Here is a 15582-nt window from a genome sequence, read left to right as displayed (position 1 = left end):
CCGACGACCGGCCGGGTAAAGCAAAAAGGCAGCGTCAGAAGCCGAGCTTGACCAACTGCTTCGGGTCGCGCTGCCAGTCCTTGGCCACCTTCACATGCAGGTCAAGGTAGATGCGGGCACCGAGCAGCGCCTCGATCCCCTTGCGTGCGTTGGTGCCGACTTCGCGGAGCCGTGCACCGCCCTTGCCGATGATGATGGCCTTCTGGGACGAACGTTCCACATAGAGATTAACCCGGACGTCGAGGAAGGGCCTGTCTTCGGGCCGGCCCTCACGCGGAACAATCTCATCGACGACGACGGCCAGGGAGTGGGGCAGTTCGTCGCGGACGCCTTCGAGGGCAGCTTCCCGGATGAGCTCGGCGATCATCACGGCTTCGGGTTCGTCCGTCAGGTGACCGTCCGGATAAAGGGGCGGCGACGCCGGCATGTGGCTGATCAGGACGTCTGCGAGGGTGTCCACCTGGAAGCCGTCGGTGGCGGAGACCGGGACGATGTCCTTCCAGCCGTCCTCGCCGATGACATCCCGGCCCAGTGCTGCGACGGCGAGCAACTGCTCGGTGAGCGCCTGCCGGTCCACTGTGTCCGCCTTGGTGACGATCGCGATGACCGGCTTGTTGCCGATGGCGGCGAGCTGGGCGGCGATGTACTTGTCGCCCGGGCCGATTTTCTCGTTGGCGGGCAGGCAGAAGCCGATCGCGTCGACCTCGGCGAGGGTGTCGGCGACGAGTTCGTTCAGCCGCTTTCCCAGCAGTGTGCGGGGGCGGTGCAGGCCCGGGGTATCCACCAGGATCAGTTGGGCGTCATCGCGGTGCACGATCCCCCGGATGGTGTGGCGCGTGGTCTGCGGCTTGGCGGAGGTGATCGCCACCTTCTGGCCCACCAGTGCGTTCGTCAGGGTTGATTTTCCCGCGTTAGGCCGCCCCACGAGGACCGCAAAGCCTGCCCTGTAGCCGCCGAAGTCTTTTGCGGCCGAATCCGGGTTGGCCGGACGATTACTTTTCTTGCTCACGTGGAACTCCCTGCTGGGTTGCTTTCGCCTCGTCGAGGAGGTCTTTAAGGTCAGTGTCTGCTTTTGGTACTGCTGAGGCAATGATGTGGCTGACGCGGTTGCGGCGGCCCTCGAGCCGTTCGGCGAGCAGCGAGATGCCGCCCACCACCACACGGCTGCCCACAATGGGAACGCGGCCCAGGGCCTTGGCCAGCAGCCCGCCCACAGTGTCAACCTCGTCGTCGTCGAGCTCTATGTCGAACAGTTCTCCAAGGTCGTCAATGCTCATCCGGGCGCTCACCCGGTAGGAACCGCCGCCCAGGGCCACGGCCTCGGCGCTTTCGGTGTCATACTCGTCCACGATTTCGCCGACAATTTCCTCGATGAGGTCCTCGAGGGTGACAAGTCCGGCCGTGCCGCCGTATTCGTCGATCACGATGGCAACGTGTGTTGACTCCTTCTGCAGTTCCCGCAGCAGATCGCTCACCGGCTTGGACTCCGGGACGTACCGGACCTCGCGGGCCAGGGCTTCGACCGGGGGCTGTTCGTCGTCGGGTCCGAGCTCATGGAGCGTCGCCGCAACGTCCTTGAGGTACACGATTCCGAGGATCTGGTCCGTGTTGTCGCGGATCACCGGGATCCGTGAATAGCCCGACCGCAGGAACATTGACATGGCCCGCCTGAGGCTGGAGCCGGCGTCGATGCTGAGGATATCCGTCCGGGGCACCATCACGGCGCGCACCAGGGTGTCGCCGAAGTCAAAGACTGATTGGATCATTTCAGCTTCGGTGTCTTCGATCATGTCCGATTCGGATGCGCGGTCCACAAGTTCGCGAAATTCCTGTTCGCTGAAGAACGCGTCATCACCCGCCGGAGCGCCGGGAGCGGCGGCACTGCCCAGCGCCACGAGCCACCCCGGGATGGGTCCGAGGACCCACGTCAGGTACCTGATCAGCGGCGCTGTGGAGCGGACGACGGCGGCCGAATGGAGCCTGCCGAGCTGCCGCGGGGAAACGCCGACGATGACGAAGCCGAGCAGGGCCATGATCCCAGTGGCGGCCAGCCCGGCCAGCCAGACGTTGTCCAGCAGGCTGTGGAGCAGGACGGCCACCGCTACGGCTGAAGCCATCTCGAACCAGACCCGCCAGAACCGCAAGGCCCGGATGTGCGCCACCGGCTGGGCCAGGATGCGCTTCATGGCGTTTCCGCGGCTTTTCAGCAGGGCGTCTTCGGCGTCATGCCGGGAAAGGAACGTGAACGCGGCCTCGGCTGCGGTCAAGAGTGCTGCGGTACCGAGGAACGCCAGGGCCATGCCGACAAGGAGCAGGGGCGTCACTGCGTGGTCTCGGCAGGTGCTTCTTTGCCGGTGAAGCCGGAAAGCAGCTGGCGCTGGAGGCCGAACATTTCTTCCTTTTCCTCTGGCTCTGCGTGGTCATAGCCGAGCAGGTGGAGGATCCCATGCGTGGTCAGCAGCAGCATCTCATCCTGCAGGGAGTGCCCGGCGTTGACGGCCTGCACCTGCGCCACCTGGGGGCAGACGGCGATGTCACCCAGCATCCCTTGGGGAGTGGGCCGGTCCGGCGTGCCGGGGGTCAGCTCGTCCATGGGGACCGAGAGCACGTCGGTGGATCCCGGCTCGTCCATAAGCTCGATGTGGAGCTTTTCCATGGCGGGTTCATCCACCAGGAGAATGGAGAGTTCAGCCTGCGGGTGGATGTACAGCTGCTCAAAAACGTACCGGGACAGCGCCACGAGCTCCGATTCATCAACCTGGATGCCGGATTCGTTGTTTACTTCAATGCTCACGCGCTTTCCCCCCGCTTTTCCCGGCTTACCGAGTGTTTTACTTTGTTCCGCTGGACATCATCCCAGAGACTGTAGGCACGAACGATGTCGCCCACAAGCCGGTGGCGGACCACGTCCGTGTCGTCCAGGAGCGTGAAGTTTACGTCCTCGATCCCCTGCAGGATCTCCTCCACGATCCGCAGCCCCGAGCGGGTGCCGAAGGGCAGGTCCACCTGGGTGACGTCTCCTGTGACCACCATTTTGGACCCGAAACCCAAACGCGTGAGGAACATCTTCATCTGTTCAGGTGTGGTGTTCTGCGCTTCGTCCAGGATGATGAAGGCGTCGTTGAGCGTGCGCCCACGCATGTAAGCCAGCGGCGCCACTTCGATGGTCCCGGCGGCCATCAGGCGCGGGATGGACTCGGGGTCCATCATGTCGTGCAGCGCGTCGTACAGCGGGCGCAGATAGGGATCGATCTTGTCGCTCAGGGTGCCCGGCAGGAACCCGAGCCGCTCGCCGGCCTCGACTGCGGGCCGAGTCAGGATAATACGGCTGACTTCTTTCTGCTGCAGCGCCTGGACGGCCTTGGCCATCGCGAGGTACGTCTTACCCGTGCCTGCAGGGCCAATCCCGAAGATCACCGTGTTCGCATCAATCGCGTCCACGTAGTTCTTCTGGTTCAGCGTCTTGGGCCGGATGGTCTTCCCGCGGCTGGAGAGGATGTCATGGGTGAGGACGTCCACGGGGTTCTGCAATGACTGGCTACGGAGCAACGCGACGAGCTGGCGCAACACCGCGGGGCTGATGACTGTGCCACGGGCCACGAGGCCTCGCACTTCATGCAGCAGCCGCATGATGCGGGGAACTTCGTTGGCAGGGCCGCTGATGGACAGTTCGTTTCCGCGGACGTGGAAGTTAACGGACGGGAACTGCTCTTCGATGTAACGCAGGGCCTCGTCATGGCTGCCGAGCGATTGGACCATCTGATCGGAGTTGTCAAAGAGAACCACCTCCGTCCGGACACCGGGAAGTGAATGGGGGAATTCTCCGGCGGCGCGGTCAGTATTGAGCCGGCGCTTTCCGTTCGCTGATTCAGTCATGGTGCTGGCCCGCAGGCCCGTGGTCCCCTCCAGTTCGAAAATTAAGTGCGCTGGCTGCTGCGTGGGGGCTGTTGCCGAGCATGCAGGAGCCAGCGGAGTCCTTCCATCTTACGCCAGGAGGCACCTCCCGGCAGCGTCAGGCGGTCTCCGGAGAGGGTGCCCGTCACCGGCTTACTGCGGGACAGTTGGCGTCATTAGGTATCAACTTCATATCGGGCTCATATCGTTCCCGTTGCAGTTGGGCCGGCAGCCCGGATTCGGTCCTTTTGGCGGAGCTGGCTATGCGATGCTGGAAATCACAGCCGTCCGGGGACCGGCTCACGGGGGCCCAGGCCTCGCCATTTCACAGCCGGAAAGGACAGGCCACGAGTGCCGGAAACAGCGACCCCCCTCAGTGCCAGGCGCGTCGCGCCACGTTTTCGTCCGCAACGTCTCCTGGGCCTGCTGCCAGCATTCCTCCTTCTCACCGGTTGTATCGCGGACCCCAGCCCTGAGCCCAACCTGACGGCAAACTCCAGCGCTGCCGCCACCGGCTCCCCCGGGTCACCTTCCACCAGCGCGCCCCTGGAAACTACACAGTCCTCGAATAAGGCACCGGTCTACTGGATTGGCCGAAGCAACAGCAACGTGTTCCTATACCGGGAGTTCCGGGACGTGCCGGAGCAGGAGAATCCAGTGACCCGCGCCCTGCGGGCCATGATGTCCGAGAAGCCGCTGGACCCGGATTTCTTCACGCCCTGGCAGGATCCCGAGAAACTCGCCTCGTCCATCTCCGGCAAGAACGTCATTACCGTCGACGTCTCGGAGGATGCCTTTAACAGCAATGTCGACGCCGACATGGCCGGCCGCGCCATTCAGCAGCTGGTCTTTACCGCTACGGCAGCGGCCGCGAGTTCCGGCCTGATCGATTCCGGCCAGCAGATCCAGGTCAGGATCCTGGTGGATAGCCACACCGATTACGTTGCCTTCGACCACGTCCAGCTTGGCGACCCCATGTCCCGAGCTGCCGGAATGGTGGCGCCCGTGTGGATCATCGATCCGCAGGAAGGGACTGACCTGGCTGGCGGAAGCGTCAAGATCACCGGCCGCAGCACCGTTCCGGGCGGTAAGCTCCGCTGGCAGATCCTGCGGGCCGAAGCGAATGGGAACAAGACGCCCTACCTGACCGGGGAGACCACTGCAGCTGCCGAAGCCGCCCAGTCCGGAGTCTTTACGCTTGCCCTTAGCCTGTCCTCGGGGAATTACGAGCTCCGCGTTTCGCAAGTGGATGCGGCCGGCACCAGCCAGGAGCTGAATGTGGACACGCGGAACTTCAACGTCCGGTAACAGCCCGCGTAGCAGTCGGCATCAGGATACCGGTGCTGTCCAGCGTCCCAGTACATCACTCGCCAGAACAACCGCTGCCGGTCCGGCTGTGGATGACCTCAGGACGTGGTGTCCCAAGAGCGCCGTAACGGCGCCGGCGTCGCAAAGCCGGGTGACTTCGCGGGGACTGATTCCGCCCTCCGGACCAACGATGAGCAGAATTTCCAGGGGTCCGGCGTCAGCTTGGGTGCCCTGCCATGATTCAAGGACAGTCCGGAGCGGCCGGACCGCGTCTTCGTGCAGGATTACGGCCAGATCCGCTGCCGCCACGGCCGCCGCAAGGCCTGGCGTTTCGACGGCGGCGCGCACCTCGGGGATCCAGGCGCGGCGTGCCTGCTTGGCGGCGGCAGTGACCACGGACTGCCATTTTGCGTGGGCCTTGGCCGCGCGCTCACCCTTCCAGCGGACAATTGATCGCTCGGACTGCCAGGGTAGTACGGCATCAATCCCGAGTTCGGTTGCCGTTTCCACGGCCAGTTCATCACGGTCCCCCTTGGCCAGGGCCTGCACCAGCACGAGCCGGATGTCGGGCCGGCCCTCCACAACGAGGGCGGAGCATTCCACGGTGAGCTCCGCGGGCGACGCCGAGACAACAGTTCCCGTCAGCCGCCTTCCGGCGCCGTCGGCAATGTCCACTGCCTCTCCGGGAGATAGCCGTTTTACAGTCACGGCGTGGCGTGCCTCCGGCCCTTGAAGGACAAAACAGGCACCGGGCACCAGATCGTCCAGCGACCCGGCACCGCTGAAGAAAACGGGATTGCTCACCGCTACAGGTTACCGAACCGGTCCCGCAGCTTGGCAAAGACGCCGCCGCTGGCAGCCAGTTTGCCTTCCGTGAACTGCTCGCCCCGCAGCTTCGCCAGCTGCCGCAGGAGATCCTCCTGCGCGGCATCCAGCTTGGCCGGCGTCTCCACCTGCAGATGGACCATCAGGTCCCCGCGGCCGTATCCGCGCAGGTGCGTCACGCCGAGTCCACGGAGCGTGATGATCTCCCCTGACTGCGTCCCTGCCTTGACGTCGATTTCCTGCAGCCCGTCAAAGGTTTCCAGTGACAGCTCGGTGCCCAGGGCGGCGGCAGTCATCGGGATGTGCAGCGTTGCGTGCAGGTCGTCACCGTCGCGTGCGTACGTGGCGTCGTTGTTGACCCGGAGTTCCACGTACAGGTCCCCGGACGGTCCGCCGGCCGGGCCTGCTTCGCCCTGCCCGGAGAGCTGGATCCGGGTGCCCGTGGCAACACCGGCCGGCACCTTGATGGTGAGCGACCGCCGGCTGCGGATGCGGCCTTGGCCGCTGCATTCGTTGCAGGGGTCCTTGATGACCGTCCCGAAGCCTTCGCAACTGCCACACGGGGCCGCCGTCATGACCTGGCCCAGGATGGAGCGAACCGCGCGCTGGACCTGGCCGCTGCCGCCGCAGATATCGCAGCGCACAGGGTGGCTGCCTTCGCGGCAGCATGACCCGTTGCAGGTGGGGCAGGTGACGGCTGTGTCCACTTCGAGTTTCCGGTTGACGCCGAACACAGCATCGCGGAGTTCGATCCGTACACTGATCAGCGCGTCCTGGCCGCGGCGGACCCGGGAAGCGGGGCCGGAGGTGCCGCCTGCCCCGAAGAACGTGTCGAAGATGTCCTGGAACGCGAAGCCCTGGCCGGAGTATCCGCCGCCGCCGAACCCGTTGTCGGTGCCGTTCTCGTTGCCGGTGGTGTCATAGATCCGGCGCTTCTGCGGGTCCGAAAGTACCTCGTAGGCATGGGTCACGGCCTTGAAGCGGTCCGATGCATCGTCCCCGGGGTTTACGTCCGGGTGAAGAGTGCGGGCCAGCTTGCGGTAGGCCTTCTTGATCTCTTCCCCGGTGGCTTCCGGCGAGATTCCGAGGACGTCGTAGTGGCTGCTCAAAGTTCGTATCTCTTCCTTGTTGTACTGCCGGCAGCCGGGCTGCCGGCACTGCTCTTCGTGCCTGGACCGCGGTGCTGTTACGGACCCAGAATTCTTGAAAGGTAACGGGCTACTGCCCTGACGGCGGCCATGGTGGTGGGATAGTCCATCCGGGTGGGGCCGAGCACACCGATCTTGGCAGTGCTGTCTGGTCCGTAGCCCGTGGCCACCACGGAGGCTTCCGCGAGTCCGTCGTACGGGTTTTCACGCCCGATGCTGACTGCCACGCCCCTCGGATCCTGCGCCATGTCGCTCAGGAGGCGCAGCAGGACAACCTGCTCCTCGAGCGCTTCCAGGACCGGTCCGATACTGAGCGGAAAATCCACATTGGAGCGGGCGAGGTTCGCCGTTCCGGCCATGACCATGCGTTCCTCGCGGCTGCTGTGGGCGAGCGTTTCCAGCCCGTGGGCCAAGGCCTGGGCCGCCGCGCGCTGGCCCGGGCTGACCGACGAAACGACTCCCGGCAGCGAGGGGGTCAGCCGGCTCAGCGAGATGCCCGCGAGTGATCCGAGGAAGTGTGTCCGCAACGCGGCGATGGCGTCGTCGCCGAGGTCCTGGCCGACGTCGATCACGCGCTGTTCGACCTTGCCGGTGGTGGCGATGAGGACCACCAGGACCTGCCGGGGCGCGAGCAGGACGAATTCGATGTGGCGGATGGTGGCGCGGCTCAGATGCGGATACTGCACTACGGCGACCTGGTTGGTCAGCTGCGACAGCATCCTGACGGTCCTGTCCAGGACGTCGTCCAGATCGTCTGCGCCCTCCAGCAGCGACTGGATCGCACGCCGTTCCGCGTGGGAAAGCGGCTTTACCGCTGAAATCTGGTCCACAAACAGCCGATAGCCTTTGTCTGTGGGGATCCGTCCGGCGCTGGTGTGCGGGGCCGTGATCAGGCCGTCGTCTTCCAAGGCCGCCATGTCGTTGCGGATGGTGGCACTGGACACGCCGAGGTGGTGGCGTTCCACGAGCGCTTTTGAACCTACTGGCTCGCGGGAGTGCACATAGTCCTCCACGATGGCGCGCAGTACTTCGAGTTTGCGCGGCTCGCTCATACTCCACCTCCATCCGTGGTCACTGCAGGGTTAGCACTCGACATGCCTAAGTGCTAACAGTCTAATATGAGTCACCCCGTTGTTAGCATTGGTACCGCTCCGGGCGAAATTCCGGGCCAGGATCTAGCGGCAAGGCGGAATCAATCCATGCAGTACCAGAACTGGGGTCCGCAGGAGATCACCGCGCCCGTGAGAAGCGAACTCCCTGAGGTCCCCGTGGAACGTGGCATGGTTCTCGAAGACGCCCAGTCAGGCTGGGTGGGAGCGGTGACCCGGGTGGAGAAGTCCGGTGGCATGCATGTAGTGGCCCTCGAAGACCGGCGCGGCAAGTCCCGGTCCTTCCGGCTGGGCTTCGGGTTCCTCCTGGAGGGGCAGCCCATCCGGCTCCTTCCCCCGGCTCCCAGGCAGGCCGCCCCCGTCGTCGCCGGCCGGACGGCGTCCGGCTCAGTCCGCGTGGCCGGCCAGCGTGCCCAGGTGGCCAAAGCCAGCAGGATCTGGGTGGAGGGAAAACACGACGCCGAACTCGTGGAAAAAGTCTGGGGTGACGATCTCCGCGTAGAGGGCATCGTCGTCGAGCCTTTGCATGGCATTGATGACCTGGCGGGGGCGGTGGCCGCATTTGGTCCCGGTCCGGGGCGGCGGCTGGGGGTCCTGGTGGACCACCTGGTGCCGGACTCGAAGGAGTGGCGCATCGCGGCTGCCGTGATGGCCTCCCCCGGCGCGGTGGGGAATGTCCTGATCGTCGGGCACCCTTACATTGACGTGTGGCAGGCCATCCGGCCCGCTGTGCTGGGCATCGAAGAATGGCCGGTGGTGCCCCGCGGGCAGGACTGGAAGACCGGAATCCTGGCGGCGTTCGGCTGGCCGCACTCCACCAAGGAAGACATCGGGCTTGGCTGGCAAAAGCTGCTGGGCGCTGTCCGCAGCTACGCGGACCTGGAAGCATCGCTGCTGGGGAGAGTGGAGGAAGTCATCGACTTCCTGACGGTGCCCTGACACCGGATCCGGCTCCGGGCGGCAGCATTTGGTGGCTGAACCAGTATTCTTGGTACTGCGGAGGCTGCAGTTGCTTCAGTCCGGCATTCTCCAACCCAGCACCATTGCACTTTCGAAGGAAGAAAACCGTGGCACAAAACGCACGCGAGCACCGGGACGACCACGGCGGCCAGGGCCGTTCCGAGTACCAGGGCGTTCCGGCTAATGCGCTGCCCCTGACGGCCAGCGAAGACCGCCAGTGGGCCACACTGGCACACTTCGGCGGGATCCTCGGCTGTGTTCCGTCACTGCTGATCTACCTGATTTTCCGTGAGCGCGGGCCGTTTACCGCCCAGGAATCCAAGGAAGCGCTGAACTTCAGCCTGCCGCCCACCATTGCGGCGCTGGTGGCCAATCTCCTGGTGTTCATTCCGGTGGTGGGAAATGTCTTCGCCGTCATCGCCACCCTGATCTGGATTGCCCTGACCTGCTTCTCCGTGGCCGCAGGTATCCATGTCAACAAGGGCCAGCCCCACCGTTACCAGTACAATCTGCGCTGGATCAAGTAGTCCCCACCCGCGCCCTAACCTCGCAAGCTCGGCCAGGGAACCCTGCGGGCGTGTGCCCACGTTGCTGGCTGTATGCGTTAGTCCGGCAGGATCCTGCGGACCAAGGCGTCGGCCAGCAGGCGGCCCTTCAGGGTCAATACCAGCGTGCCGCGGAAGGCATCCGGCGGCTCCACCAGGCCGTCGGCAATGAGCCCGGCCACGGCGTGACGGCCGTGGTCGCCCAGCGTTGACGTGGCCAGTCCCGACACGAGCCGGGCCTCAAGCATCACGCGCTCCACGTCGCGGGTTTCGGCGTCGAGCGTTTCCCGGCCGGCCGCCGGTGACAGGCCCTGAGCGAGCCGTCCGGCGTAGGCCGTGGGGTGCTTGACGTTCCACCACCGCACCCCGCCCACGTGTGAATGTGCACCAGGCCCGATGCCCCACCAGTCGTCCCCGCGCCAGTACGCGAGGTTGTGCCGGCATGCCTGGTCCGGCGTCCGGGACCAGTTGCTGACCTCGTACCAGCTGAGGCCTGCAGCGCCGATCAGCTGGTCGGCGAGTTCGTATTTATCGGCGTGGTCGTCGTCGTCGATTCCCGGGACTTCACCACGGCGGATCTGGGCTGCCAGCTTGGTGCCGTCTTCCACGATCAGCGCGTAGGCACTGATGTGGTCAGGCTGGTAGGAGAGGGCCGTTTCCAGGGAGAACCGCCAGTCCTCCAGCGACTCCCCCGGTGTCCCGTAGATCAGGTCCAGGCTCACGGCCAGTCCGGCATCGCGCGCCCACTGCACCACCTGCGGCACGCGGCTGGGCGTGTGCGTGCGGTCCAGGACCTTCAGGACATGGGGAACGGCAGACTGCATACCAAAGGAAACCCGGGTGAAGCCGGCATCGGCCAGGACCTGAAGGGATGCCGGGGTGACCGAGTCAGGGTTTGCTTCGGTGGTCACTTCGGCGCCGGGTTCCAGGCCCCAGTGCCCGACGGCGGCCGTCAGGATCCGCGCGAGGTCTTCCGCCGGGAGCAGCGTGGGAGTGCCGCCGCCGAAGAAGACTGTGCTCAGCGGCCGGTCCGGGAGACCCGAGTTCCGCAGGACTGTGGCGGCAAAGTCGACTTCGGACACGGCCGTGGTGGCGTAGGCGTCCTGTGACGCTCCGCCGCCCAGCTCGGTGGCCGTGTACGTGTTGAAGTCGCAGTATCCGCAACGAACAGCGCAGAACGGGATGTGCACGTACAGCCCGAAGGCCCGGTCCGCCGAACCGGCCACTGCCTGGGCGGGCAGCAGACCGTCCGACGGCGCGGGGTCGCCGAGCGGAAGAATGCTAGGCATTGCGGGGGCGTCCGGTGTTGCCGGCCACAGTCATCACTACTTCTTGGCCTTGTCCTTGGACTCGTCGGTGGTCAGCGCAGCGATGAAGGCTTCCTGGGGGACTTCAACGCGGCCCACCATCTTCATGCGCTTTTTGCCTTCCTTCTGCTTCTCCAGCAGTTTGCGCTTCCGGGAAATGTCGCCGCCGTAGCACTTGGCGAGAACATCCTTGCGGATGGCGCGGATGCTTTCCCGGGCGATGATCCTGGAGCCGATGGCAGCCTGGATGGGCACTTCGAACTGCTGGCGGGGAATGAGCTCGCGCAGTTTGCCGGTCATCATTACACCGTAGGCATAGGCCTTCTCACGGTGAGTGATGGCGGAGAAGGCATCCACCTGTTCGCCCTGGAGCATGATGTCCACCTTGACCAGGTCGGCCACCTGCTCGCCGTCGGCTTTCCAGTCCAGCGAGCCGTAGCCCCGGGTCTTGGATTTGAGGATGTCAAAGAAATCGAACACGATCTCAGCGAGTGGCAGCCGGTAGCGGATTTCGACCCTGTCCTCGGACAGGTAGTCCATGCCGCCTATAACACCGCGGCGGCTCTGGCAGAGCTCCATGATGGCGCCCACGAACTCATTCGGCGCCAGGATGGTGGCAGCCACCATCGGCTCGCGGACCTCTGCGATCTTGCCGGAAGGGTATTCGCTGGGGTTGGTCACATGGACCACCTTCTTGTCCTCCAGCGTCACTTCATACTCAACGTTGGGGGCGGTGGAGATCAGGTCGAGATTGTATTCGCGTTCGAGCCGCTCCCTGGTGATTTCCAGGTGGAGCAGGCCGAGGAAGCCGACGCGGAAGCCGAAGCCGAGCGCGGCCGACGTTTCGGGCTCGTACACCAGTGCGGCGTCGTTGAGCATGAGTTTCTCCAGCGCATCGCGGAGCACCGGGTAGTCCGTGCCGTCCAGCGGGTACAGGCCGGAGAAGACCATCGGCTTGGCATCGGCATAGCCGGGAAGGGAGGCCGTGGCAGGCTTGGCGAGGTTGGTGACGGTGTCGCCGACCTTGGACAGGCGGACGTCCTTCACACCGGTGATGAGGTAGCCCACTTCGCCAACGCCGAGACCTTTGGAGGGGGTGGGCTCCGGGGAGCTCACCCCGATCTCGAGGAGTTCGTGGGTGGCCCGGGTGGACATCATCTGGATGCGTTCACGCGGGTGGAGCATGCCGTCAACCACACGGACGTAGGTAACCACACCGCGGTACGTGTCGTAGACCGAGTCGAAGATCATGGCGCGCGCGGGGGCGTTCGGGTCCCCCACGGGGGCCGGCAGATCGCGGACGATCTTGTCCAGCAGGACCTCGACGCCCATGCCGGTCTTGCCGGAGACGCGGAGCACGTCGTCGGGGTCGCCGCCGATCAGGCTGGCCAGTTCGGCCGCGTACTTCTCAGGCTGGGCTGCCGGGAGGTCGATCTTGTTCAGTACCGGGATGATGGTGAGGTTGTTTTCCATCGCCAGGTACAGGTTCGCGAGAGTCTGGGCCTCAATGCCCTGCGCCGCGTCAACGAGCAGCACTGCGCCTTCGCAGGCGGCCAGCGAACGGGACACTTCGTAGGTGAAGTCCACGTGGCCGGGGGTGTCGATCATGTTCAGCGCGTAGCTGGTCCCGTCGAGTTCCCAGGGCATGCGGACCGCCTGGGACTTAATGGTGATACCGCGTTCGCGCTCAATGTCCATGCGATCCAGGTACTGGGCCTTCATATCGCGGGACTTAACCACCCCGGTGAACTGCAGCATGCGGTCAGCCAGGGTGGATTTACCGTGGTCAATGTGCGCGATGATGCAGAAATTCCGAATGATGGCCGGATCAGTCGCGGCGGGCACCGGGGCGGTGCGGGCCATGGGAGACACGCAGGGTCCTTACTGTTGACATTCGTGCGCCCCCCGCCAGGACGCACCGAAGGCACCCTGCGGCTGGACCGCACATTTGGAACCTCCAGTCTCCCACGTCCGGACGCATCGTATTGCATTCAGGTCAAACCCGGCACGGTGGCCCGGCGATAGTCTTGGCCCATGCCTATCAACCTCCGCTCCTTGGCCAACGCTGTCCGGACGTCCGTCAGGCTCCTGCAGAAGTTCCGTACCGGGGCAACCCGATCTGCCGGACCGCACACGCCTGCACCGGCACGCCGGGCGGCGCCGGTGAGGCCGGCCCCGCACGGCGTCTATCCTGGCGACTTTGCCGGCGCGGCGTCCATCCGGTATGCCCCGCAGCCCGACGGCAGTCCCGACCCCGGCGAGATTGTGTGGACCTGGGTGCCGTATGAGGAGGACCACACCCGGGGCAAAGACCGTCCGGTTCTGCTGGTGGGCAAGAGCGGACAGTACCTGCTGGGGGTAATGCTCACCAGCAGGGACCATGACCATGCCGGCAACGGATCCGGAGACTACGTGGACATCGGAACTGGCAGTTGGGACCGCCAGCAGCGGCCCAGCGAGGCAAGCCTTGGACGGATCCTGCAGATCAGCCCGGACGCCATCCGGCGCGAAGGTGCAGTTCTGGACCGGAAACGCTTCGATCTGGTGGCTGCAGGCATACGGCGCCGACACGGCTGGAAATAGCCCGCCAAATGGCCAGCTTCCGGGGGGTCTGCTATTCTGTATAGCTGTGTGTCCGTGCAGGTCGACGGCCACTGATGGTTGGCCGCCATAGGTATCCCCACGCCGCTCAGTCAATGGCCAATCTGAAAGCCCTCTAGACCATTTCCGCATTAAAAAGAGAGTTCACACGTGGCTAATATCAAGTCCCAGAAGAAGCGCATCCTTACCAACGAGAAGGCTCGCCTGCGCAACAACGCAGTCAAGTCTGAGCTGAAGACGGCCATCCGCGCCGTCAACACCGCCGTTGAGTCCACCGACAAGGATGCAGCTGCCGCTGCCCTGCTTGTTGCCGGCCGCAAGCTGGACAAGGCTGTCAGCAAGGGTGTTCTGCACAAGAACAACGCAGCAAACCGCAAGTCGGCCATCTCCAAGAAGGTCAACGCGCTGTAAGGTTTCCAGTTCACCTGAACTGATGATTGTGGCCGGCACCCGATGGGTGCCGGCCACACATCTTTAAGCCGCCAGCGTCTCTGCGCCAGAGCCACCTACCGCAGGCGCGATCAGCTGACGTCAGTGCCCGCGCACAGAGGTTGCGATGACGGTCACCGCATGTTCAACGGCATAGACGGGATCACGCGAAAGCCCCTTGACCTGGGCATCGGCCTCGGCGGTGGCCTGGATGGAGCGGACCAGGCCCTCCGGGGTCCAGCGGCGCACATCGCGCTGGGCCTGCTCCACGAGCCAGGGCTGCATGCCCAGTTCCCGGGCGATCTGCGCCGGGGATCCCTGGGCGCCGGCAACTTTGGCCACCGTCCGCAGCTTGGCTGCCAGCGCCGCAACCAGCGGAACCGGGTCAGCCCCGGTGGCCAGCGCGTGGCGAAGGGTGGACAGCGCCACTGGACCGTTTCCGGCCATGGCAGCGTCCGCGACCTTGAAGGCCGTGGCCTCAATCCGGCCACCGTAGTAGCGGTCCACCAACTCCGGGGTCACTGCTCCCGTGGCATCCGCGATCAGCTGGCTGCACGCCGCCGCGAGCTCCGAAAGGTTGGCGCCGACGGCATTAACCAGCGTCTGCACGGCGTCCGAGCTGATCTTGCGTCCGGCGGCCCTGAATTCCGTTGCCACGAAAGTGGCCTTATCCGCATCCTTCTTCAGGGGCTGGCAGTCAACTACCGGCCAACCGCCGGCCTTGACGGCATCGAGGAGCTTCTTGCCGCGGACTCCCCCGGCGTGGCGCAGGACGAGCACCGCATCCGGCTCCGGGCGGGCCAGATAGGTCAGTGCGTCGGCCAGGAAGGTATCGTTCATGCCTTCAACGCCTTCGACTTCGATCAGTTTGCGCTCACCGAAGAGTGAGGGGCTGACTTGCATGGCGAGGGTCCCGGCTTCGTACGTTCCGGCCATGAGGCGGCTGACTTCCACATCGGGAAACGCCGTCCGCACCTGGGCGCGGACATGGTCCATGGCACGGATGCCGAGGTATTCCTCCGGTCCGCCCACCAGGACGATTTCGGCAGGCGTCACGTCCCGCCAGGTGGCCGTATTGGACGCCGGAGTCCTGGTACGTGTGGTCTGGGCTGCGGCCATGGTGGATTCCTCCCGGAAATTCTGGTGCAGTGTCTAAGCCTGCCACGGTGGGCCGCCGCCACCAAGCCGGGGCCACGCTGGCCTGGCCCGCGCCGGTCCGGCCCGCACCGGGCCAACGAGGCCCCCAGGTGCCGTTCCAGGAGGTCCAACACCGGTTCCGTCCGGGCGTGCAGTGCCAGGACCCGCGGCAACACCTGACGCGGCCGGATGGTCAGCCACACACCGGCAAAGGTCAGGATGGAGAGCAGCACCATAGTCAGGAGTCCGAACGGGCCCTCGGGCCAGGGCAGCGCAGCCCCCGGCAATCCTGCCGTGATCCGTGCGGTTCCTGCGACTC

At 65.0% G+C, this 15582-nt stretch carries 15 protein-coding genes; 5 read left to right on the top strand and 10 right to left on the bottom strand.

Features of this window, described 5'->3' with window-relative positions:
* Nucleotides 1–34: 34 nt before the first annotated feature.
* The 4 genes from era to ACX80V_RS02115 are packed head-to-tail and all read right to left on the bottom strand — an operon-like array spanning nt 35 to nt 3876.
* Complete coding sequence (gene era / locus ACX80V_RS02130) at nt 35–1009, bottom strand: GTPase Era (protein ID WP_056340115.1); 975 nt, start codon at nt 1007–1009, stop codon at nt 35–37.
* Nucleotides 993–2324: a hemolysin family protein gene (locus ACX80V_RS02125; RefSeq protein ID WP_485841776.1), complete on the bottom strand. Its 1332-nt coding sequence runs from the start codon at nt 2322–2324 to the stop codon at nt 993–995. Before ACX80V_RS02125 ends, era begins: the two co-directional genes overlap by 17 nt.
* On the bottom strand, nt 2321–2794 hold the full coding sequence (ybeY, locus tag ACX80V_RS02120; RefSeq protein ID WP_058932423.1) for an rRNA maturation RNase YbeY: 474 nt from the start codon (nt 2792–2794) through the stop codon (nt 2321–2323). Before ybeY ends, ACX80V_RS02125 begins: the two co-directional genes overlap by 4 nt.
* Nucleotides 2791–3876, bottom strand: a complete 1086-nt coding sequence (locus ACX80V_RS02115; RefSeq protein ID WP_485841775.1) for a PhoH family protein — start codon at nt 3874–3876, stop codon at nt 2791–2793. Before ACX80V_RS02115 ends, ybeY begins: the two co-directional genes overlap by 4 nt.
* Nucleotides 3877–4245: 369 nt before the next feature.
* On the opposite strand from ACX80V_RS02115, the gene ACX80V_RS02110 reads away from it, so the two are divergent.
* Complete coding sequence (locus ACX80V_RS02110; protein WP_485841774.1) at nt 4246–5202, top strand: GerMN domain-containing protein; 957 nt, start codon at nt 4246–4248, stop codon at nt 5200–5202.
* A 21-nt stretch (nt 5203–5223) separates the two neighbouring features.
* Here the strand turns inward: ACX80V_RS02110 and ACX80V_RS02105 are convergent, their stop codons facing one another.
* From ACX80V_RS02105 to hrcA, 3 genes are all read right to left on the bottom strand, one after another.
* Nucleotides 5224–6006, bottom strand: coding sequence for a 16S rRNA (uracil(1498)-N(3))-methyltransferase (locus ACX80V_RS02105; RefSeq protein ID WP_485841773.1), 783 nt, complete (start codon nt 6004–6006; stop codon nt 5224–5226).
* Between the two features lie 2 nt (nt 6007–6008).
* On the bottom strand, nt 6009–7136 hold the full coding sequence (dnaJ, locus tag ACX80V_RS02100; protein ID WP_058932419.1) for a molecular chaperone DnaJ: 1128 nt from the start codon (nt 7134–7136) through the stop codon (nt 6009–6011).
* Between the two features lie 77 nt (nt 7137–7213).
* Complete coding sequence (gene hrcA, locus ACX80V_RS02095; protein WP_056340133.1) at nt 7214–8227, bottom strand: heat-inducible transcriptional repressor HrcA; 1014 nt, start codon at nt 8225–8227, stop codon at nt 7214–7216.
* Between the two features lie 147 nt (nt 8228–8374).
* On the opposite strand from hrcA, the gene ACX80V_RS02090 reads away from it, so the two are divergent.
* Nucleotides 8375–9223, top strand: a complete 849-nt coding sequence (locus tag ACX80V_RS02090) for a DUF3097 domain-containing protein (protein ID WP_485841772.1) — start codon at nt 8375–8377, stop codon at nt 9221–9223.
* Nucleotides 9224–9351: 128 nt separating this feature from the next.
* Complete coding sequence (locus tag ACX80V_RS02085) at nt 9352–9771, top strand: DUF4870 domain-containing protein (RefSeq protein ID WP_056340139.1); 420 nt, start codon at nt 9352–9354, stop codon at nt 9769–9771.
* 77 nt (nt 9772–9848) lie between these two features.
* Here ACX80V_RS02085 and hemW read toward each other — a convergent pair whose 3' ends face one another.
* The gene (gene hemW, locus ACX80V_RS02080; protein ID WP_485841771.1) at nt 9849–11078 is read right to left on the bottom strand and encodes a radical SAM family heme chaperone HemW; all 1230 of its coding nucleotides are present in this window, start codon (nt 11076–11078) and stop codon (nt 9849–9851) included.
* Between the two features lie 36 nt (nt 11079–11114).
* Nucleotides 11115–12968 carry a translation elongation factor 4 gene (gene lepA, locus ACX80V_RS02075; RefSeq protein ID WP_248760508.1) on the bottom strand — a complete coding sequence of 618 codons (1854 nt, stop codon included), beginning with the start codon at nt 12966–12968 and terminating at the stop codon, nt 11115–11117.
* Nucleotides 12969–13130: 162 nt separating this feature from the next.
* Between lepA and ACX80V_RS02070 the strand changes: the two genes are divergently transcribed.
* Together ACX80V_RS02070 and rpsT are read left to right on the top strand one after the other, a co-directional pair.
* Nucleotides 13131–13679 carry a type II toxin-antitoxin system PemK/MazF family toxin gene (locus tag ACX80V_RS02070; RefSeq protein WP_485841770.1) on the top strand — a complete coding sequence of 183 codons (549 nt, stop codon included), beginning with the start codon at nt 13131–13133 and terminating at the stop codon, nt 13677–13679.
* 168 nt (nt 13680–13847) lie between these two features.
* Entirely contained in the window at nt 13848–14108 is a 261-nt protein-coding gene (gene rpsT / locus ACX80V_RS02065; protein ID WP_056340153.1) for a 30S ribosomal protein S20, read from the top strand.
* Between the two features lie 120 nt (nt 14109–14228).
* On the opposite strand, the gene holA is transcribed toward rpsT, so the two are convergent.
* Nucleotides 14229–15245 (bottom strand): DNA polymerase III subunit delta, encoded by a 1017-nt coding sequence (holA, locus tag ACX80V_RS02060; protein WP_485841769.1) that lies wholly within the window; start codon nt 15243–15245, stop codon nt 14229–14231.
* Nucleotides 15246–15582 lie beyond the last annotated feature (337 nt).

The sequence above is a fragment of the Pseudarthrobacter arbutini genome (assembly GCF_054510915.1).
Note: the sequence above shows the minus strand (reverse complement) of the source record. Positions and strands in the feature narration are given on the sequence as shown.

Excerpts from the sequence above, each read along its gene's own strand:
- ACX80V_RS02070 (WP_485841770.1), top strand. The coding sequence starts at position 13,131 with ATGCCTATCAACCTCCGCTCCTTGGCCAACGCTGTCCGGACGTCCGTC.
- ACX80V_RS02115 (WP_485841775.1), bottom strand. The coding sequence starts at position 3,876 with ATGACTGAATCAGCGAACGGAAAGCGCCGGCTCAATACTGACCGCGCC.
- holA (WP_485841769.1), bottom strand. The coding sequence starts at position 15,245 with ATGGCCGCAGCCCAGACCACACGTACCAGGACTCCGGCGTCCAATACG.
- ACX80V_RS02090 (WP_485841772.1), top strand. The coding sequence starts at position 8,375 with ATGCAGTACCAGAACTGGGGTCCGCAGGAGATCACCGCGCCCGTGAGA.
- hrcA (WP_056340133.1), bottom strand. The coding sequence starts at position 8,227 with ATGAGCGAGCCGCGCAAACTCGAAGTACTGCGCGCCATCGTGGAGGAC.
- hemW (WP_485841771.1), bottom strand. The coding sequence starts at position 11,078 with ATGCCTAGCATTCTTCCGCTCGGCGACCCCGCGCCGTCGGACGGTCTG.